Here is a 19,282-nt window from a genome sequence, read left to right as displayed (position 1 = left end):
CGCCGTGGCCGAGCCGGAGGTCGGCGCGCTCGTCGACGGCGTACGTCGCGGTGACCGGGCGGCGATCAGCCGGGCGATCACGCTCGTCGAGAGCGGCCGGGACGACCACCGGGTCGCCGCCCGCAAGCTGCTCTCCGCGCTGACCGCGGCCGCCGACGCGCCGCTCGCCGTGCGGGTCGGAATCTCCGGCGTTCCGGGCGTCGGCAAGTCCACCTTCATCGAGTCGCTCGGCACCGACCTGACCGCGGCCGGGCATCGCGTGGGCGTCCTCGCCGTCGACCCGTCCTCGGTGCGCACGGGTGGCTCGGTGCTCGGCGACAAGACCAGGATGTCCCGGCTCTCCGCGGACCCGAACGCCTACATTCGCCCGTCGCCGTCTGCCGGCACCCTCGGGGGCGTCGCCCGCGCCACTGCGCAGGCGATGGTCGTGCTCGAGGCCGGCGGGTACGACGTGGTCCTGGTCGAGACCGTGGGAGTCGGCCAGTCCGAGGTGACCGTCGCCGGGATGGTCGACACGTTCTGCTTCCTGACCCTCGCCCGCACCGGCGACCAGCTCCAGGGCATCAAGAAGGGCATCCTCGAGCTCGCCGACGTGATCGCGGTGAACAAGGCCGATCCTTCGACAGGCTCCGGGCAGCGCCCTTCGACAGGCTCAGGACAGCGCCCTTCGACAGGCTCAGGACAGCGCCCTTCGGAGGGGCAGGGCGTCGACCGTGCCCAGGAGGCCCGGATGGCGGCGCGCGAGCTCTCCGGTGCGATCCGGATGGTGCACGGCAGCGACGACTGGCTGCCGCCGGTGCTGACCTGCTCGGGACTCACCGGCACGGGTGTCGACGAGGTGTGGGCCAAGGTGCTGGCACACCGCGACCACCTCGGAGACGAGGGGCTGCGGCGCAAGCGCGCCGAGCAGCAGCTGGACTTCACCTGGGCCCTGGTCCGCGAGGAGCTCGACCAGCGGCTGCGCCGCTCACCGCGGGTGCGGGCGATCCGCGATCAGGTGCGGGCCGAGTTGCTCGCGGGTGACCTGGTCGCCCCGGTGGCCGCGGATCGGATCCTGGAGGCCTACGACGGCCGCAGCGACGATCACGACGGCGGGCCTGCGCAAGAACGCGAGCGCTGAGCGGGCCGGGCCCGGTCGATCCGGGGTCGTGGTGGAGCGGGACGGCGTCGGGTTCGCCGGCCGGGGTGCGGTCGTGCGCCGACCTGGCCGAGTAGCATCAAGGACCGTGCCCTCCCCGTCGTTGCTCAGCGAAGTCGTCGCCGAGGTCGACCGGTTGGAGTCCGAGCTGGTCGACTTCCGTCGCGACCTGCACGCCCACCCCGAGCTCTCCTGGACCGAGGAGCGCACCAGCGCGATGGTGACCAAGCGGCTCGACGAAGCAGGCCTGAGCGCCAGGCCGTTGCCCCGCAACGGGATGATCGTGGACGTCGCCGGCGGCGACGGGCCCCTGGTCGCGCTGCGTGCCGACCTGGACGCGCTGCCCGTCGAGGACCGCACCGACGACCCGTGGCGGAGCACCGTCGCCGGGGTCGCGCACGCCTGCGGCCACGACGTGCACACCACTGCGCTGCTGGGGGCGGGTCTGGCGTTGACGAGCGTTGCGGACCGGCTGCCCGGGCGGGTGCGGCTGCTGTTCCAGCCGGCCGAGGAGATCATGCCGGGCGGAGCACTGATGTCCATCGCCGCCGGCGCACTCGACGAGGTCGACCGGATCTTCATGCTGCACTGCGATCCCGCGCTCGACGTGGGCGAGGTGGGTCTGCGCGAGGGGCCGCTCACCGGCGCGGCCGACTCCCTCGACGTGCGCCTCTCCGGCTCCGGCGGGCACACGTCTCGTCCACACCTGACCGAGGACCTCACCTTCGCGCTGTCCAAGCTGGTCACCGAGCTCCCCGCCGTCCTCTCGCGTCGCCTCGACCCGCGGGCCGGCGTCAGCGTGGTGTGGGGCCTGGTCCGGGCCGGTTCCGCGATGAACGTGATCCCGTCGACCGGCCGGGCCGCCGGCACCGTGCGGATGCTCGACGCGCTCGCCTGGGCCGACGCCGAGGCGCTGGTGCGCCGCACGATCGTCGAGATCCTCGCGCCGTACGGCGTCAATGCCGAGGTCTCCTATGTGCGCGGCGTCCCTCCCGTGGTCAACGAGCACGCCTCGACCCTCGCGCTCGCCCGTGCTGTCGAGGGGGTCCTCGGTGAAGCGGGGCACGTGAGCAGCCAGCAGAGCCTCGGCGGCGAGGACTTCGCCTGGTACGTCGAGAAGGTGCCGGGCGCGATGGGTCGGCTGGGGACCCGCACGCCCGGAGGACCTACCTACGACCTCCACCAGGGCGACCTGCGGGTCGACGAGCGGGCCGTGGCGGTCGGTGCCAAGGTGCTGGCCGCAGCGGCGCTGGAGACGTTGGTCACCGAGAGGTAACAGATCGAATCCACCCTCGCCGGAAGGGGTGACCGGTGGGCCATCTGTGTCTATCGTGGCCCAAGCCTTCGCGCCGCGACCGCGGCGGGGACCTGAGCGAGGAGAACCATCTTGCGTCACGCAACCAAGATCGTCGCAGCCGCAGGCGCCATCGCGCTTCTCGCGGCGGGCTGTGGCAAGCCAGCCAGCGACAACAACAAGACCGGCACCAGCGGCAGCTCGGGCAAGTCCCTGACCGCCTGCATGGTGCTCGACACCGGTGGCGTGGACGACCACTCGTTCAACCAGTCGTCGTGGGCCGGTCTGCAGGCCGCCAACAAGGCGAACCCGAACATCAAGATCTCGTACGTCTCGTCGAACTCCCAGAACGACTACACGCCGAACCTCACCACCGAGACCAACCGCGGATGCAACACGGTGATCGCGGTCGGTGGCCTGATGGGCACCGCGGTGGCGAAGATCGCGAAGGCGAACCCCAAGCAGCAGTATGCCGAGATCGACGCGCCCTCGAGCGGCCCGAACGTCTACGGCCTGCAGTACAACACCGCTCAGGGCGGCTTCCTCGGTGGCTACCTGGCTGCGGGGATGACCAAGACCGGAAAGGTGGGCACCTTCGGTGGCCTGAACATCCCGCCGGTGACCATCTACATGGACGGCTTCTGGGAGGGTGTGAACTACTACAACCAGCAGCACAAGACACACGTCAAGGTGCTCGGCTGGGACGAGAACAAGCAGAAGGCGGGCCTCTTCGCGAACTCGTTCACCGACCAGAACAAGGGCAAGACGATCAGCCAGGGCCTGATCCAGCAGGGCGCTGACATCATCTTCCCGGTCGCCGGTGGCACCGGTCTGGGTGCCGGCGCGGCGGCGCAGGCCTCGGGTGGCAAGGTCAACGTGATCTGGGTCGACACCGACGGTTGCCAGAGCGCTGCGCAGTACTGCAAGTACTTCATCACCAGCGTGACGAAGAACCTCACCAAGTCGGTGCAGGAGTACGTCGAGAAGGCCGCCTCCGGGACGTACCCGACGGGCAACTACATCGGCACCCTGGCCAACGGCGGGACCGGCCTGGCGCCGTTCCACGACTTCGCCTCCAAGGTCCCGGCCAAGCTGAAGTCCGAGCTGGACCAGGTCAAGTCCGACATCAGCTCGGGCAAGATCAAGATCACCTCACCCCACCAGCCCAAATGAGACAGCCGGCCCATGAGGGCCGGGCGGCCCTCGTGAGCCGACCGGTCTGACCCGGCGGGTGCTGTACGGCGCGGGGGAGCATCGTCTGGTGATGCTCCCCCGCAGCCGTGCCCGGCGGTCCTAGGGTGGGGTGTCGCAGGAGAGGGAGGTCCGGTGAAACTCGAGCTGCGTGGCATCACCAAGCGGTTCGGCGCGCTGACCGCGAACGACTCGATCGACCTGGTGGTCAACCCCGGGGAGATCCATGCGCTGCTGGGGGAGAACGGCGCCGGCAAGAGCACGCTGATGAACGTGCTGTACGGCCTGTACGAGCCCGACGAGGGCCAGATCCTCGTCGACGACGAGCCGGTCACCTTCTCCGGGCCGGGCGACGCGATGGCGGCCGGCATCGGCATGGTGCACCAGCACTTCATGCTGATCCCGGTGTTCACCGTCGCCGAGAACGTCGAGCTGGGCAACGAGCGCACGAGCCGGTTCGGCTTCCTGGACCGTCGACGTGCGCGCAGGTCGGTCGAGGAGGTCTCGGAGCGCTACGGGCTCAAGGTCCCCACCGACGCCCTGGTCCAGGACCTTCCCGTCGGGGTGCAGCAGCGCGTCGAGATCATCAAGGCGCTGGTGCGCAACGCGAAGGTGCTGATCCTCGACGAGCCGACCGCGGTGCTCACTCCGCAGGAGACCGACGACCTGATGGAGGTGATGCGCACCCTGAAGGAGGCCGGCACCTCGATCGTGTTCATCACCCACAAGCTGCGTGAGGTGCGGGCGGTGGCGGACCGGATCACCGTGATCCGCCGGGGCAAGGTCATCGGGGAGGCGAGCCCGACGGCGTCGGCCGCCGAGCTCGCCTCGATGATGGTGGGCCGACCGGTGAAGCTGAACATCGACAAGGAGCCGGCCCAGCCAGCCGGCGAGGTGGTTCGCGCCGACGAGATCAGGATCGTCGACGACGTCGGCCAGGTGCTCGTCGACGACGTCAGCTTCTCGGTGCGCGGTGGCGAGATCTATGCGCTCGCCGGGGTGCAGGGCAATGGCCAGACCGAGCTCACCGAGGCGTTGATCGGGCTCCGTGCGCTGGAGTCGGGGAAGATCTCGATCGCGGGACGCGACGTCACGAAGGCCAGCACCGATGCGATCCTCGACAGCGGCGTCGGCTACGTCCCTGAGGACCGGCTGCACGACGGGCTGGTCAGCAGCTTCTCGGTTGCCGAGAACCTCGTCCTCGACCTCTACGACAACGCCCCCTATGCGCGCGGGGTCAACCTCGACCTGAAGCGGATCCGGAGCAACGCCGAGGAGCGGGTCGCGGAGTACGACGTACGGACCTCCTCCATCGACCACGCCGCCTCGACGCTCTCCGGCGGGAACCAGCAGAAGGTGGTCCTCGCCCGGGAGCTCTCCCGTCCTTTGAAGCTCCTCGTCGTCGCCCAGCCGACCCGAGGACTCGACGTCGGCTCGATGGAGTTCGTGCACCGGCGCATCGTCGCCGAGCGGGACAGCGGTGCAGCCGTGATCCTGGTGTCCAGCGAGCTCGACGAGGTGCTCGGCCTGGCCGACCGCATCGGCGTGATGTACCGCGGCCGGATCATCGGCGAGGTGCCCGGCGGCACCGACGCCGGAACCGTCGGGCTGCTGATGGCCGGCAACACCGACCCCGTGCAGGAGACAGTGGGATGAGTACCGACACCGCCCCGCTGCCAGCCGACCAGCCGGCCCCCGACGCACCCCCCGACGCGAAGCCGAAGCGACGAGGCACCTGGGACACCGTGCTGGTGACCCTGTTGGCGTTCGTCGCGGCGATGGTGATCGGGGCCGTGCTGATCGCGATCTCCGACCAGGACACCCGCAACGCCGCGTCGTACTTCTTCCAGTACCCGTGGGACACGTTCACCAGTGCGGGCACCGCGATCGGGCACGCCTACCGGGCCCTGTTCGAGGGTGCGATCTTCAACCCGAACACTGCCGCCAACGGGACCCTGGCCGGCTACCTCGGACCGATCTCGGAGACGCTGGTCAACGCCACTCCGCTGATCGCGGGCGGCCTGTCGGTCGGGCTCGCCTTCCGCGCCGGCCTGTTCAACATCGGTGGCCAGGGACAGGTCATCATGGGCGCGGTGTTCGCGGGGTTCGTGGGCTTCCACTGGCACCTGCCCGCCGTGATCCATGTGATCGCCGCGATCCTCGCCGGCATGCTCGGCGGCGCGATCTGGGGCGGCATCTCCGGCTGGCTGAAGGCCCGCACCGGGGCGCACGAGGTGATCACCACGATCATGCTCAACTACGTCGCCTACTCCCTGCTCGGCTACCTGCTGTCGGTCCGCGGGTTCCAGGCGCCGCCGTACGGCCAGGCGATCTCGCTGCCGGTCGACAGCAACGCGACGCTGTTCCCGCTGTTCGGCAGCACGATGCGCGTGCACGCCGGGCTGATCCTGGCGCTGCTGGCCGCGGCGTTCACCTGGTGGCTGCTGAAATACAGCCGCCTCGGCTTCCGGCTGCGTGCCGTCGGCGCCAACCCGGCGGCAGCGCGGACGGCAGGGATGAGCGTCGAGCGCAGCTACACCACGGTGATGCTGATCGCCGGCGCGCTGTGCGGGCTGGCCGGAGTGAGTCAGATCCTCGGCACCAACACCCAGGTCACCCAGGACATCGATGCTGGCATCGGCTTCGATGCGATCACCGTCGCGCTGCTGGGCCGGGCCAACCCGGTAGGCATCGTGTTCGCCGGCCTGCTGTTCGGCGCCCTGCACGCGGGCGGCAGCGTGATGCAGACCTACACGCCGATCGACCTGGTCCAAGTGATCCAGTCCCTGATCGTGCTGTTCATCGCGGCACCGGCCGTGATCCGAGCGATCTTCCGGATGAAGTCCTCCGGCGCCGGTGTCGGTGCCGAGCTCGCGAAGGGCTGGAACGGCTGATGGACCTTCCCGCGAGCCAGCTCGCACCCGCGCAAGGAGCCCGCCGATGAGCGCCACGACCGCCGACGCCCTCGACGAGGAGATCGTCGTCCAGCACAAGGTGATCAGCCGGACCACCGTGCGTCAGCGGGTGATCAGCGGCATCCTGCTGGTGCTCCTCGGTGCGGTCACCATCGAGTTCCTCGGCATGGCGCTGCATGCCAGCCACGATGCGACGCTCCGGCTGGGTTCCGGCGGCGTGACCCTCAAGGTGCCAGACATCGTGGTCTCGGGCCGCTGGAGTGCGGTGCTGCTTGGCGCGCTGATCGTCGTGCTGGGCGGGTGGCAGCTAGCCCGTGGATTCACCCGCCGCGCGATGCCGTGGGTGACCGCGGGTGCGCTCGTCGCATTCATGATCGCCTTCCTGTGCTGGGTCTCCGCGCGCGGCGACGGCACCACCATCGACGTCGTCGGGCTGCTGCAGAACTCCATCGCTCTGGCCGTCCCGCTGATCCTCGGCGCACTGGCCGGGGTGCTGTGCGAGCGGTCCGGTGTGATCAACGTGGCCATCGAGGGGCAGATGCTGGCGGGCGCATGGGCCGCCGCGCTCGTGGGCAGTCTGATCGGCAGCTACTACGGGCTGCTCGGGGCGATGGTCGCCGGCGCCCTGATGGGCGTCCTGCTGGCGCTGTTCTCGATCAAGTACCTCGTCAACCAGGTGGTTCTGGGCGTGGTGCTCAATGTGTTCGCGCTCGGGCTGACCGGCTTCTTCTACGACGCCTTCATGCAGCCGAACGCCCAGTCGCTGAACAGCCCGCAGGTGCTGCAGTCGATCGACATCCCCCTGCTCAGCAAGATCCCGATCCTCGGTCCGCTGCTGTTCCAGGCCAACATCGTGGTCTACCTGGCCTACGTGCTGATCGTCGTCATCGACGTGGCGCTGTTCCGGACCCGGTGGGGACTGCGCACCCGTGCGCTCGGAGAGCATCCCAAGGCAGCCGACACCGTCGGCATCAAGGTGCTGGCGATGCGCTACCGCAACGTCGTCCTCGGTGGGGCGGTCGCCGGCCTTGGCGGCGCCTACTTCACCGTCGGCGCCGTGGGCGCGTTCGCGAAGAACATCACCTCCGGCAACGGCTTCATCGCCCTGGCCGCTCTGATCTTCGGACGCTGGAGTCCACGCGGAGCGGTCGGCGCGGCGCTGCTCTTCGGCTTCGCCTCCGCGCTGCAGACGCTGCTCGCGATCACCGTGCCCTCGATCCCGTCCAACTTCCTGGCGATGCTGCCCTACCTCGCCACGATCTTCGCGGTGGCCGGTCTGGTTGGTCGGGTGCGTGCACCGGCGGCCGACGGGGAGCCCTATGTCAAGGGATGACGCCGCGGTCGCGGCTGCGCTCGCGCAGGAGCCCTGGCGTTCGCTGCACGCTGCCGCGGTCGAGGCGATGGGTCACGCCTATGCGCCGTACTCCCGCTACCCCGTGGGTGCCGCCGCGCTCGTCGAGGATGGTCGCCTGGTCGCCGGCTGCAACGTCGAGAACGCCGCGTACGGCGTCACCCTGTGCGCGGAGTGCGGGCTGGTCTCGCAGCTGCACCTGACCGGCGGGGGCCGGCTGACCCACTTCGTCTGCGTGGACGGCGACGGCCAGGTGCTGATGCCCTGTGGTCGCTGCCGGCAGCTGCTCTGGGAGCACGGTGGTGCCGCCCTGCAGCTGCTCACGGTGGGCGGGGTGCGTGGCATGGACGACGTGCTCCCGGAGGCGTTCGGCGCCGAGCACTTGGCGAGTCATGATCGAGGGGGTCGGGATGGCTGAGGCGCACGACGCGGTCGAGGTGATCGTCGCCAAGCGCGACGGCGGCGCGTTGAGCGACAGCCAGATCGACTGGGTGGTCGACGCCTACACCCGCGGAGCGGTGGCGGACGAGCAGATGTCGGCGCTGGCGATGGCCATCCTGCTCAACGGCATGAGTCGGCACGAGACGGCTCGCTGGACGGCCGCGATGATCGCGTCGGGTGAGCGGATGGATTTCTCCGGGCTGTCCCGACCGACCGCGGACAAGCACTCCACCGGCGGCGTGGGCGACAAGATCACGCTGCCGCTGGCACCCCTGGTCGCGTCGTACGGCGTCGCCGTCCCGCAGCTGTCCGGGCGCGGGCTCGGACACACCGGCGGCACTCTCGACAAGCTCGAGTCGATCCCCGGGTGGCGGGCGGCCTTGACCAACGACGAGATGCTCGCCCAGCTCGAGGGCATCGGCGCGGTGATCTGCGCGGCGGGCTCGGGACTCGCCCCCGCGGACAAGAAGCTGTACGCGCTCAGGGACGTCACCGGAACGGTGGAGGCGATCCCGCTGATCGCCTCGTCGATCATGAGCAAGAAGATCGCCGAGGGCACCGGGTCCCTCGTCCTCGACGTCAAGGTCGGCTCGGGCGCCTTCATGAAGGACCTCGGGCAGGCCCGTGAGCTGGCGCGCACGATGGTCGACCTCGGCACGGACGCGGGGGTGCACACGGTCGCTCTGCTCACCGAGATGGCGGTCCCGCTCGGCCTCACCGCCGGCAATGCTCTCGAGGTCCGTGAGTCCGTGGAGGTGCTGTCCGGCGGCGGACCGGCGGACGTCGTCGAGCTCACCGTCGCGCTGGCCGGGGAGATGCTGGCCGCGACCGGGCGCGACGACGTCGACCCGTCGGAGCATCTCGCCTCGGGTGCGGCGATGGACGTGTGGCGCCGGATGATCACCGCCCAGGGCGGGGACCCGGATGCGCCGTTGCCGACCGCGCGTGAGTCCCACGTGGTGAACGCGCCCTCGTCCGGCGTGCTCGTGGAGCTGGACGCGATGGCGGTCGGGCTCGCCGCGTGGCGGCTCGGCGCCGGGCGGGCCCGTGCCGGCGACCCGGTCCAGGCCGGTGCCGGCGTCGAGTGGCACGCCCGGCCGGGGGACGTCGTGGCCGTCGATCAGCCGCTGCTGACCCTGCACACCGACGAGCCCGACCGCTTCGAACGGGCCCTCGAGGCGCTGGACGGCGGCTACCGGATCGCGCCGGTGGGCACGCCGTACACCCCCGACCCGCTGGTCCGCGACAGGATCAGCTGATCAGGGCAGCAGCAGTACGACGGTCTCGGCGACACAGGCCGGCTTGTCCTCACCCTCGATCTCGACCACATAGCCGATGGTGAGCTGCTTGCCGGCCGGGATGTCCACGACGCCGTTGACGGTCACCGTGGCCCGTACCCGGGAGCCCACCCGCACCGGGCTGGGGAAGCGGACCTTGTTGACCCCGTAGTTCAGCTTGGCGCCGGGCGTCTCCAGCCCGAACACCTGGCCACCGAGCCAGGGGACCAGCGACAGGGTCAGGTAGCCGTGCGCGATGGTCCCTCCGAAGGGGCCGGCCGCAGCCCGCTCGACGTCGACATGGATCCACTGGTGGTCGCCGGTCGCGTCGGCGAACTGGTCGACGCGCTCCTGGGTGATCTCGACCCACTCGCTGGTGCCGAGCTCCTGCCCGGCGGCCGCGGCGATCTCGTCGAACGTGGTGAACACGCGCATGCGGTTGCTCCTGCTGCTTGGATGTCAGACATGGTTGAACCTACCGGCACCCTCTCGGCGGACGTCATCAGGGAAGCACCCAAGGTGCTGCTGCACGATCACCTGGACGGGGGGCTGCGCCCGGCGACGATCGTCGAGCTCGCAGTCCAGGTGGGGCACCGGCTGCCGGCCTCCGACGCCGAGTCGCTCGGTCACTGGTTCGCCGAGTCCGCGGACTCCGGTTCCCTGGAGCGCTACCTGGAGACCTTCGACCATACCGTCGCAGTGATGCAGACCGCGGAGGCGCTGCAGCGGGTCGCCCGCGAGTGCGTGGAGGACCTCGCGGCCGATGGCGTGGTGTACGCCGAGATCCGCTACGCCCCGGAGCAGCACCTGGGTGGCGGACTCGACCTGGACCAGGTGGTCCAGGCGGTGCAGCGCGGGTTCGATGAGGGCATGGCCGCGAGCAACGGCCGGATCGTGGTCCGGCAGCTGCTCACCGCGATGCGACACCAGGCGCGGTCGCGGGAGATCGCCGAGCTCGCCGTGAAGTTCCGCGACGAGGGCGTCGTGGGGTTCGACATCGCGGGCGCGGAGGCCGGCTACCCACCGACCCGGCACCTCGACGCGTTCGAGTACCTCCAGCGGCAGAACGCCCACTTCACGATCCACGCCGGAGAGGCGTTCGGGCTTCCCTCGATCTGGGAGGCGATCCAGTGGTGCGGCGCCGACCGGCTCGGCCACGGGGTCCGGATCATCGACGACATCCACGTGACCGGCGACCGGGTCGAGCTGGGCCGGCTCGCGGCCTATGTCCGTGACAAGCGGATCCCGTTGGAGCTGTGTCCGCACTCCAACGTTCAGACCGGGGCGGCTGCGTCGATCGCCGCCCACCCGATCGGCCTGCTCACCGAGCTGCGCTTCCGGGTCACCGTGAACACCGACAACCGATTGATGAGCGGCACCTCGATGAGCAAGGAGATGACGGCCCTGGTCGAGGCGTTCGGCTACGGGCTGGACGACCTGCGCTGGTTCACGATCAACGCGATGAAGTCGGCCTTCTGCCACTTCGACCAGCGACTGCGGATCATCGACGACGTGATCAAGCCGGGGTACGCCGCGCTCAAGGGCTGAGGTCGTCCTCGGGCTCGGGCGGCGCCGGCGGTGCCAACGGGATCCGCAGCACCACGCTCGAGCCACGGATCGCGGCGGTGCCGTGGTGCGCCTCGACGACGGCCTGCACCAGGGAGAGCCCCAAGCCGGTCCCGCGGGTGGTCCGGCTCACGTCGGCGCGACTGAACCGGTCGAAGGCGTTGTCGATGAACTCCGGTGGGAAGCCGGGCCCCTCGTCGCGGACGATCAGCACGGCGTGGGCGGGGTCGGCGCTCACCGAGATCCGGACCTGCCCGGCCCCGTGCCGCAACGAGTTGGTGAGCAGGTTGCCCACGGCCAGCTCGAGCCAGCGCGAGCGGCCCAGTACCGTCACCGGATCCGGGGCGTCGAGCTCCAGCGCTCGCCCGGCGGCCTCCGGAGTGCTCGCCGCGCGGTCGATGGTGTCCTGGGCCAGCTCGGAGAGGTCGACCCGCTCAGTTCCGGGCTGGCTGGTGGCCCGCAGCTCCTCGAGCTCGAGCAGCGCGTTGCAGATGTCGATCAGACGGAGCACCTGCGCCTGGATGGACTCGAGCGCTTCGTGGGTCTGCTCCTGCGGGCGGGGGCGCAGCAGGGTCCACTCGAGCTCGCTGCGCATCACGGTGAGTGGTGAACGCAGCTCATGCGAGGCGTCCGCGAGGAACTGCCGCTCCCGCGCGTTCACCGCGGCAAGCCGGGCGAGCAGGTCGTTGAACGTGTGTCCGAGTCGGGTCAGCTCGTCATCGCCTTCGGGCACCGGCAAGGTGGCATCGGCGTCGCTCACCGCGGCGGCCGCGGCCCGGCGGTAGCGCTCGACGGGGCCCAGCGCCGAGCGGGCCGTCCAGAAGCCGACCCCGGTCGAGGCGAGCAGCGTGAAGAGGTCGGCGATGACCAGCTGCAGCAGCAGCTCGCGCAGTGCCTCGTCGTGCTTGGTCCGGCTGATCGCGTAGGCGGCGACGACCTTGCCGGCCGGCGTACGGACGGTCGAGGTGACCACTCGATAGGGGTGCCGCGAGGGCGGCAGCACGTGCCCGGAGTCGTCCTGCTGGGGATGGCCGGCGGCGGCCTTGCGGATCGTGTCGGCGTCGGCGAGCCGGGTCTTCGCGGTGCCTCCGATGATCTGGCCGTGCAGCGTATAGGTCTGGTAGGTCTCGCCCGGCGTGTCGTTCACCGGAACCGCACCGGTCTCCAGGGCGCGCTCCACCACCTCGCGGTAGGCCTGCAGGTCCTGGTCGACCTGGCGGCTCAGCGCGTAGGCGACCCGCCAGTAGATGAACGCCGAGCTGAGCACCAGCACCAGCACCATGGTGACCGCGACCGCCAGCACGAGGCGGATGACGATCGGCCGCTTGGGCCGGGAGCGGCTGCGTCCTCGGTTCACCCGGGCTCCCGGTCGAGCCGGTATCCGATCCCCCGCAGGGTGACCACCTGCACCTCGGCCGAGTTGGACAGTGCCTTGCGGACCCGGGACATGTGTACGTCCAGGGCGTTGCTGCGGATGTCGATGCCCTCCGGCCACACGTCCTCGAAGAGCCGCTGGCGGGTCACCACGCGGCCGAAGTGCTCCACCAGGGAGCCGAGCATCGCGAACTCCCGACGGGAGAGCGCCACCTTCTCGCCCGCGACCCAGAGCTGGTGGCCGAGCGGGTCGAACACCACGTCGCCGACCGTCCACCGCTGGTCGTCGGAGACCGGGCGCCTCCGGCCGAGTGCGCGGACCCGGGCCAGCAGCTCCTCGAGCGCGAACGGCTTGACGAGGTAGTCGTCGGCGCCGGCCTCGAGACCCTCGACCCGTTCGTCGACGGCGCCTCGTGCGGTGAGCATCAGCACCGGTACGTCGTTGCCCTCCGTGCGCAGCTGACGGCAGACCTCGACACCGGTGAGGCCCGGCAGCATCCGGTCGAGCACGACGACGTCGACGCCCGGCGCACGGGCCGCCGCCAGGCCGGTGCTGCCGTCGTGGCAGCCGGTCGAGGTCACCTCGAAGTCGTCGAAGTAGTTGCGGATGAGCGCGACCAGGCGCTTCTCGTCGTCGACGACCACTACGTGCACGGTGGTCAGCCTAGTGATCGTCGTAGCGGGCCGCTCAGACCAGAGCCTTCCTGCGCGTCGCGCCGGTGAAGGTCTCGTTCCATCGCCAGAGGAGCACCCGGCGGACCGCCTCCAGCACGATCGCTCCGGACATCTTGGAGGTCCCGGCGGTGCGGTCCCGGAAGGTGATCGGCACCTCGATGATCCGCAGGCCCAGGCGCGCGGCGCGCCAGGTGTTCTCGACCTGGAAGCAATAGCCGTCGGAGTCGGAGTCCACCGCCCCGATCTCGATCAGCCCCGCCCGCCGGAAGGCCTTGAACCCCGCGGTGTTGTCGTGCACCTCGACCCCGAGCACCCAGCGCACGTAGGCATTGCCGGCCCAGGAGATGAACCGCCGGTGCCAGGGCCAGTTCTCGACCCCGCCGCCGACGACGTACCGGGAGCCGATCGCCACGTCGGAGCGCTCGAGCGCCTCGAGCAGGGCCGGCACCCGCTCAGGCGGGTGTGAGAGATCAGCGTCCATCTGGACGACGGCGCTGTAGCCGCGGTCCAGCGCCCAGCCGAAGCCGGCCCGATATGCAGCCCCGAGGCCCTGTCGGCCCGGTCGGTCCAGGACGTGGCAGCGCAGGCCGTGGTCGGGCCGGGCCCGGACCAGGGCCGCCGTGCCGTCGGGGCTGTTGTCGTCGACCACCAGCACGTCGACGTCGGGTACGGCGGCGGCGAGCCGGTCGAGGACCTCGTCGATGTTCGCTGCCTCGTCGTACGTCGGCACCACGATGACGGCATCACGTCCGGGGTTCACGCTGCAGCCCTCACCAGCGGGGAGAGAGCCGTGCGACCGATCCGGTCGACCACCCACTCCAGCGGACGGTGCAGCAGCAGATGCCCCACGAGGGTGACCAGCGCACCGAAGGCGAGACCGGCGACCACGTCGATCGGCCAGTGCGCCCCGACGTAGACGCGGGCGAACGCGATCAGCACGGCCAGCACGGTGGTGACCAGCCCCAGCCGGCGACTCACCAGCCAGATGCCCGCGGCCGCCGCTCCGGCCATCACGGCATGGTCGCTGGGAAAGGAGAAGTCGGTCGTCCTCGCCACCAGCGTCAGGGAATGGGGGAACACGGTGTAGGGGCGGGCCTCGGCCACCAGCCGTCCGAGCGGCTGGTTCAGACCCACCGCGATCAGCACCCCGCACGGCGCCCAGAGCGAGCGGGCCACCATCGACACGCCCTGCCGGCGTCCGGAGAACCACCAGGTGCCGAGAAGCAGCAGGCCGAAGAGGGCCACGCCGTACACGGCGTACAGGTGGAACGGCTCGTGGAGCCAGGAGGTGTGCCGGCTGAAGTCGTTGACCTGCAGGAACCAACCCTTCTGCAGGGAGACGAGGTGCTGTCCCAGCGATGAACCAGAGGTGCTCATGGGGTCGTCCTTCAGCTTCCGCCGCGATGGCACGCGGTCGGGTTCGGGGTGGGTGGGAGAGTGCGGCGCGCGCCGTCATGCAGCCAGACCGGGCGCCCGCACAGGTTGCGGACGAGGCGATAGTGCGTCCGCAACGCCATCGGCACCCGATCGCCCGGGTCGAGGCCCCAGGTGTGCTCGCCGTCCCACTGGACGACCCAGGTCGGTGCGGACGGGCCGTCGAGGGTGCGGACCAGGAGCGAGAGATGGGGGTCGAGCGTGCGCAGGGGCAGGCTCCACGAGTAGGGGTAGACCGGGCGCAGGCCGGACTCCCCGATCACGTCCGCGTGGGTGTAGGGCACCACGATGGTGTCGCCGGGATGGGCGGCTGCGGCGACCCAGCTGGCGATCGCGCGGGGTGAGCCGGGGTACCGGTGCATCCAGTACGCGGTCACCGGGCTGGTGGCCAGGACGACCGCCACGACCAGCAGGACCAGCCGACGAGTGAGCTGGTGGCCGGGCATCCAGTGTCGTGCCGCGAGGCCCGCAGTGATGGCGAGGGTCGGGCCGTAGGCGAGCAGGTAGTGGGTCCAGTAGTTGCCCCCGCCGATGACGCCGACGGTCTCCACCAGGCCCGCAGCGACCAGCGCCAGCGCGACCGGGTGGAGCTGGCGAAGGCGGCGCCGCTGGCTGACCAGGAGGTGGGCGGCGAGGGGGAGCAGCCCGGAGACGACCGTCAGCTCTGCGAGATCCTTCGCCCGACGGTGCGGCGCCGCTGAGGACCAGTCCGCCATGACATGGGCGGCCTGGGCCCGGAACTGGACGCAGGCGAAGAGCAGCGCACCGAGGCCGCCGTGGGACTGGGACCAGACGACCGCGCCCACCAGCGGGACGGCCGCGCCGCCGGCGAAGGCGAGCAGGTGTCGCCAGCGCTGGGGCACGTTGCGGCTGAACAGCACCAGCACCACGCCGAAGGCAAGGGCGTCCCCGAAGTCCTGCTTGACCAGCAGCGCGTAGGAGGCGAGGGCACCGCCCAGGGCGGCGAGCACGAGAGCGTGGGAGCGCTTCGGGCCGATGCGTACGGCGGCGGCCGTCGCGGCCATCGAGGCGGCGACGAAGGCGGAGGCGATCAGCTCGCCGTTGAGGGCCTCGGCATCGAGCATCGAGGAGGACCCGATCGCTGCCGCGGTCCAGGCCGCCCAGCCTGCCGCCCTCGGCCCACCGAGGACCCGCGCGGCAGCCGCCACGGCGGCCACCAGACAGGCCGCCACGATGGTTGCCATCAGCCGGACGCCGTAGGGACCCAGGTGGTTGGCCACGGCGAAGACCGCGATCAGGCCCGGCGGGCGGTCCACCCACTGGGGCCCGTAGAGATAGTGCCCGGGGTACTGCCAGAACCGGGCGACCATCGAGAAGCCGCCCTCGTCCGCCCCGAGGGCGCGGGAGAGGAAGAGCAGGTGCAGGACCACGGTCGCCAGAACGGCCAGCAGCACCGGGTGCCGCCGCGCGAGGGAGACACCGGGCAGGTCGGCGAGCCGCCGCGAGGGCAGACCGGATCCTCGCCGGAGGCCCCGGCGGTCGGTCTCGGCCTCCCGGTGACCGGCCTGCGGGGGTAACAGGCCGGTCTCGGGAGAGCGCGTGAGTGCTTCACTGCTCATCGGCTCGACGCTAAGGAGCGCAGGTGAAGGAACCATGAACCTTCGCCCAGAGGCGAGATCCCTCAGCAGAAGTTCAGGAGCGGGCCTGCTGCGCGTCCGGGCGGGCCAGCGCGCCGATCGCCGCGGCGGCGGCGTCGGGCGGGAGCACTCGGCAGCCGAGCGACCGGGCATGCTCCACGATCCGGCGCTGGGCGCGGGCCAGGTACAGGCCCCGGCGCAGCAGCACCAGCGGGGGCTTGCGGTGCTCCCGGAGGTCACGGCGCAGCCGTAGCACGAAGGTCAGCAGTCGGCTTCGGTCCACGCAGATCGCGTCCGCGAGCAGACCGTGGTGCCGGCACCCGGCGACCACCTCCTGGGCGAAGATGCCCTCCGCGACGAAGCACGGGGCGCCGGCGAGGTCGAGCATCCTGGTCCCGGTGCGGGCGCTGCGGGAGATGTCGTAGACCGGCACCTGGGCGCGTCCGTCGGCGCACAGTCTCGCGATGGTCGCGAGTGCGTCATCGAGGTGCCACGAGGCGGGGTCGTCCCAGTCGACGATCGGGGCGCCGCCGGCCAGGGCCCGGTGGGGGAGCGAGGCGTCGTCGCCGTCCTTGTAGAAGTCGTCCAGCCGGAGCACGGGCAGCCCCAGGTGCTCGATGAGCCGGGACTTCCCGACGCCGGACGGTCCGGCGAGGACCACCACCGCAGCCATGGATCCCTTACAGACCCATCGGGTGCCAGACCGTCTTGGTCTCCAGGAAGGTCGTCATCCGGTCCAGGGCCGGCGTCGCGAGCAGGTCCTCCTCCGCCGGCCGGCGTACCCGCTTGAGGTTCTCGGCCGCCGCCACCTCGAGCTCGCGGGCCAGCTCCGGGTCGGTCACGCCGGTGAGGTCGAGCCCGTTGACGTCCATGTGCGAGGCCAGCCACGGGGCGATCTCGGGCACCGAGCCGGTGAGCACGTTGACGACCCCTCCGGGCAGGTCGCTGGTGGCCATCACCTCGGCCAGGGTGATCGACGTCAGCGGGTGCGGCTCGCTGGCGATCACCACGCAGGTGTTGCCGGTGGTGATCACCGGTGCCACCACCGAGACCAGGCCGAGCAGCGGGTCCTTCGGCGCGGCCACCGCTATGACGCCGCTGGGCTCGGGTGCGGAGTGGTTGAAGTAGGGTCCGGCGACCGGGTTGGCGGCACCGGTGACCTGGGCGATCTTGTCCGCCCAGCCGGCGTACCAGACCAGCCGGTCGATGCTGGCGTCGACGCTCGTGCGCGCCTTGGCCGGGGTCACCCCCTCCGACCGGCGGAGCTCGGCCTCGAACTGGTCGCGTCGTCCCTCGAGAACCTCGGCGATCCGGTAGACGACCTGGCCGCGGTTGTAGGCGGTCCGCCCGGACCAGCCCCCGAACGCCGCCCGCGCCGCCTTGACCGCGTCACGGGCATCCTTGCGCGAGGCGCGGGACGCGTTGGCCCAGAACGCGCCCTTGGCGTCCTCGACCATGAACGAGCGACCCGACTCGGAGCGGGGGAACGCGCCGCCGATGTACAGCTTGTAGGTCTTGCGGATGTCGGCGCGGCTCATCGCAGGTAGCCCTCCAGGCCGTGGCGGCCGCCCTCGCGGCCGTAGCCGGACTCCTTGTAGCCGCCGAACGGGCTGGCCGGGTCGAAGCGGTTGAACGTGTTGGACCAGACCACCCCGGCCCGCAGCTGCGAGGCCACCCAGAGGATCCGTGAGCCCTTGTCGCTCCAGATTCCGGCCGACAGCCCGTACGGCGTGTTGTTCGCCTTCTCGACGGCCTCCTTCGGCGTGCGGAAGGTGATCACACTGAGCACCGGCCCGAAGATCTCCTCGCGCGCGATCCGGTGGGCCTGGGAGACGCCGGTGAAGATCGTCGGGGGGAACCAGAAGCCACGGTCGGGCAGGTCGCACGCCGGCGACCACCGTCCGGCACCCTCCTGCTCGCCGATCTCGGAGAGCTCGCGGATCCTCGTCAGCTGCTCGGCGGAGTTGATCGCGCCGATGTCGGTGTTCTTGTCGAGTGGGTCGCCGACCCTCAGCGTCTTCATCCGACGCTTGAGACGGTGCAGCACGTCCTCGGCGATCGACTCCTGGACCAGCAGCCGGCTGCCCGCGCAGCACACATGGCCCTGGTTGAAGAAGATGCCGTTGACGATGCCCTCGACGGCCTGGTCGATCGGGGCGTCGTCGAAGACGATGTTGGCCGCCTTGCCGCCGAGCTCGAGCGTCACCTTCTTGGAGGTCCCGGCGACCGACCTCGCGATCGCACGACCGACCTCCGTGGACCCGGTGAAGGCGACCTTGTCGACGTCCGGGTGGCCCACCACGGCACGGCCGGTCTCGCCGGCCCCGGTGACGATGTTGACCACGCCCGGCGGCAGGTCGGCCTGCTGGCAGATCTCGGCGAACAGCAGCGCGGTCAGCGGCGTCGTCTCAGCCGGCTTGAGCACGACGGTGTTGCCACACGCCAGCGCCGGGGCGATCTTCCAGGCGAGCATCAGCAGCGGGAAGTTCCACGGGATCACCTGGCCGGCGACGCCGAGTGGCCTGGGGTCCCCCCCGCCGTTCCTTCCCTCCGGCAGCGCGAACTCGAGCTTGTCGGCCCAGCCGGCGTAGTAGAAGAAGTGCGCGGCGACGGTGGGCACGTCGACGTCCCGGGACTCGCGGATCGGCTTGCCGTTGTCGAGCGACTCGAGCACGGCCAGCTCGCGGGCACGCTCCTGGATGATCCGGGCGATCCGGAAGAGGTACTTGCCACGCTCGGATCCCTTCATCCGGCTCCACGAGCGGAAGGCCTTCCGAGCAGCGCGCACGGCCCGGTCGACGTCCGCCTCGGTCGCCTCCGCGACCTGGGCCAGCACCTCCTCGGTGGCCGGGTTGATCGTCTTGAACCCACTGCCGCTGCCGTCGACGAACACGCCGTCGATGAACAGGCCGTACGACGAGCGCAGGTCCACGATCGCCCGCGACTCCGGGGCCGGGGCGTAGGTGAACGCGGTCGCGGGGTCGGTGCGGGAGCGGGTGCGCTGGGGCACCTCGGCGTCGGCCATGTG

General features: G+C 70.7%; 18 protein-coding genes. 9 read left to right on the top strand and 9 right to left on the bottom strand.

Features of this window, described 5'->3' with window-relative positions; genetic code table 11:
- Positions 1–4: 4 nt before the first annotated feature.
- From meaB to Q9R13_RS07605, 8 genes are all read left to right on the top strand, one after another.
- Positions 5–1,120 carry a methylmalonyl Co-A mutase-associated GTPase MeaB gene (gene meaB / locus Q9R13_RS07640; RefSeq protein WP_310964480.1) on the top strand — a complete coding sequence of 372 codons (1,116 nt, stop codon included), beginning with the start codon at positions 5–7 and terminating at the stop codon, positions 1,118–1,120.
- A 106-nt stretch (positions 1,121–1,226) separates the two neighbouring features.
- On the top strand, positions 1,227–2,414 hold the full coding sequence (locus Q9R13_RS07635) for an amidohydrolase (protein WP_310964479.1): 1,188 nt from the start codon (positions 1,227–1,229) through the stop codon (positions 2,412–2,414).
- A gap of 111 nt (positions 2,415–2,525) precedes the next feature.
- Complete coding sequence (locus Q9R13_RS07630; RefSeq protein WP_310964478.1) at positions 2,526–3,605, top strand: BMP family lipoprotein; 1,080 nt, start codon at positions 2,526–2,528, stop codon at positions 3,603–3,605.
- Positions 3,606–3,758: 153 nt separating this feature from the next.
- Positions 3,759–5,279, top strand: a complete 1,521-nt coding sequence (locus Q9R13_RS07625) for an ABC transporter ATP-binding protein (RefSeq protein WP_310964477.1) — start codon at positions 3,759–3,761, stop codon at positions 5,277–5,279.
- Positions 5,276–6,517 carry an ABC transporter permease gene (locus tag Q9R13_RS07620; protein ID WP_310964476.1) on the top strand — a complete coding sequence of 414 codons (1,242 nt, stop codon included), beginning with the start codon at positions 5,276–5,278 and terminating at the stop codon, positions 6,515–6,517. Before Q9R13_RS07625 ends, Q9R13_RS07620 begins: the two co-directional genes overlap by 4 nt.
- Before the next feature lie 46 nt (positions 6,518–6,563).
- Positions 6,564–7,871 (top strand): ABC transporter permease, encoded by a 1,308-nt coding sequence (locus Q9R13_RS07615; RefSeq protein WP_310964475.1) that lies wholly within the window; start codon positions 6,564–6,566, stop codon positions 7,869–7,871.
- A complete protein-coding gene (locus Q9R13_RS07610) occupies positions 7,858–8,307 on the top strand; it encodes a cytidine deaminase (protein WP_310964473.1) in 450 nt (149 codons plus the stop codon). The genes Q9R13_RS07615 and Q9R13_RS07610 overlap by 14 nt, the downstream gene beginning before the upstream one ends.
- On the top strand, positions 8,300–9,589 hold the full coding sequence (locus Q9R13_RS07605; RefSeq protein ID WP_310964472.1) for a thymidine phosphorylase: 1,290 nt from the start codon (positions 8,300–8,302) through the stop codon (positions 9,587–9,589). The genes Q9R13_RS07610 and Q9R13_RS07605 overlap by 8 nt, the downstream gene beginning before the upstream one ends.
- Here Q9R13_RS07605 and Q9R13_RS07600 read toward each other — a convergent pair whose 3' ends face one another.
- The gene (locus Q9R13_RS07600) at positions 9,590–10,042 is read right to left on the bottom strand and encodes a MaoC family dehydratase (protein WP_310964471.1); all 453 of its coding nucleotides are present in this window, start codon (positions 10,040–10,042) and stop codon (positions 9,590–9,592) included. It abuts the gene before it with no gap.
- Positions 10,043–10,072: 30 nt separating this feature from the next.
- Between Q9R13_RS07600 and Q9R13_RS07595 the strand changes: the two genes are divergently transcribed.
- Positions 10,073–11,155, top strand: a complete 1,083-nt coding sequence (locus Q9R13_RS07595) for an adenosine deaminase (protein ID WP_397219202.1) — start codon at positions 10,073–10,075, stop codon at positions 11,153–11,155.
- Here Q9R13_RS07595 and Q9R13_RS07590 read toward each other — a convergent pair.
- From Q9R13_RS07590 to Q9R13_RS07555, 8 genes are all read right to left on the bottom strand, one after another.
- On the bottom strand, positions 11,145–12,530 hold the full coding sequence (locus Q9R13_RS07590) for a sensor histidine kinase (protein ID WP_310964469.1): 1,386 nt from the start codon (positions 12,528–12,530) through the stop codon (positions 11,145–11,147). The genes Q9R13_RS07595 and Q9R13_RS07590 overlap by 11 nt on opposite strands.
- A complete protein-coding gene (locus Q9R13_RS07585) occupies positions 12,527–13,201 on the bottom strand; it encodes a response regulator transcription factor (RefSeq protein ID WP_310964468.1) in 675 nt (224 codons plus the stop codon). The genes Q9R13_RS07590 and Q9R13_RS07585 overlap by 4 nt, the downstream gene beginning before the upstream one ends.
- A gap of 34 nt (positions 13,202–13,235) precedes the next feature.
- Positions 13,236–13,982 (bottom strand): polyprenol monophosphomannose synthase, encoded by a 747-nt coding sequence (locus Q9R13_RS07580; RefSeq protein ID WP_310964467.1) that lies wholly within the window; start codon positions 13,980–13,982, stop codon positions 13,236–13,238.
- Positions 13,979–14,599, bottom strand: coding sequence for a phosphatase PAP2 family protein (locus Q9R13_RS07575; RefSeq protein WP_310964465.1), 621 nt, complete (start codon positions 14,597–14,599; stop codon positions 13,979–13,981). Before Q9R13_RS07575 ends, Q9R13_RS07580 begins: the two co-directional genes overlap by 4 nt.
- A gap of 11 nt (positions 14,600–14,610) precedes the next feature.
- On the bottom strand, positions 14,611–16,236 hold the full coding sequence (locus Q9R13_RS07570; RefSeq protein WP_310964464.1) for a hypothetical protein: 1,626 nt from the start codon (positions 16,234–16,236) through the stop codon (positions 14,611–14,613).
- A 73-nt stretch (positions 16,237–16,309) separates the two neighbouring features.
- Complete coding sequence (locus Q9R13_RS07565; RefSeq protein WP_310964463.1) at positions 16,310–16,927, bottom strand: ATP-binding protein; 618 nt, start codon at positions 16,925–16,927, stop codon at positions 16,310–16,312.
- 7 nt (positions 16,928–16,934) lie between these two features.
- Complete coding sequence (locus Q9R13_RS07560; protein ID WP_310964462.1) at positions 16,935–17,792, bottom strand: aldehyde dehydrogenase family protein; 858 nt, start codon at positions 17,790–17,792, stop codon at positions 16,935–16,937.
- Complete coding sequence (locus Q9R13_RS07555) at positions 17,789–19,279, bottom strand: aldehyde dehydrogenase family protein (protein ID WP_310964461.1); 1,491 nt, start codon at positions 19,277–19,279, stop codon at positions 17,789–17,791. The genes Q9R13_RS07560 and Q9R13_RS07555 overlap by 4 nt, the downstream gene beginning before the upstream one ends.
- Between the last annotated feature and the right edge of the window lie 3 nt (positions 19,280–19,282).

It is taken from the genome of Nocardioides marmorisolisilvae (assembly GCF_031656915.1).
GTDB lineage: Bacteria > Actinomycetota > Actinomycetes > Propionibacteriales > Nocardioidaceae > Marmoricola > Marmoricola terrisoli.
Note: the sequence above shows the minus strand (reverse complement) of the source record. Positions and strands in the feature narration are given on the sequence as shown.

Excerpts from the sequence above, each read along its gene's own strand:
- Q9R13_RS07620 (WP_310964476.1), top strand. The coding sequence starts at position 5,276 with ATGAGTACCGACACCGCCCCGCTGCCAGCCGACCAGCCGGCCCCCGAC.
- Q9R13_RS07615 (WP_310964475.1), top strand. The coding sequence starts at position 6,564 with ATGAGCGCCACGACCGCCGACGCCCTCGACGAGGAGATCGTCGTCCAG.
- Q9R13_RS07610 (WP_310964473.1), top strand. The coding sequence starts at position 7,858 with ATGTCAAGGGATGACGCCGCGGTCGCGGCTGCGCTCGCGCAGGAGCCC.
- Q9R13_RS07605 (WP_310964472.1), top strand. The coding sequence starts at position 8,300 with ATGGCTGAGGCGCACGACGCGGTCGAGGTGATCGTCGCCAAGCGCGAC.
- Q9R13_RS07600 (WP_310964471.1), bottom strand. The coding sequence starts at position 10,042 with ATGCGCGTGTTCACCACGTTCGACGAGATCGCCGCGGCCGCCGGGCAG.
- Q9R13_RS07595 (WP_397219202.1), top strand. The coding sequence starts at position 10,073 with ATGGTTGAACCTACCGGCACCCTCTCGGCGGACGTCATCAGGGAAGCA.
- Q9R13_RS07575 (WP_310964465.1), bottom strand. The coding sequence starts at position 14,599 with ATGAGCACCTCTGGTTCATCGCTGGGACAGCACCTCGTCTCCCTGCAG.
- Q9R13_RS07570 (WP_310964464.1), bottom strand. The coding sequence starts at position 16,236 with ATGAGCAGTGAAGCACTCACGCGCTCTCCCGAGACCGGCCTGTTACCC.
- Q9R13_RS07565 (WP_310964463.1), bottom strand. The coding sequence starts at position 16,927 with ATGGCTGCGGTGGTGGTCCTCGCCGGACCGTCCGGCGTCGGGAAGTCC.
- Q9R13_RS07560 (WP_310964462.1), bottom strand. The coding sequence starts at position 17,792 with ATGAGCCGCGCCGACATCCGCAAGACCTACAAGCTGTACATCGGCGGC.
- Q9R13_RS07555 (WP_310964461.1), bottom strand. The coding sequence starts at position 19,279 with ATGGCCGACGCCGAGGTGCCCCAGCGCACCCGCTCCCGCACCGACCCC.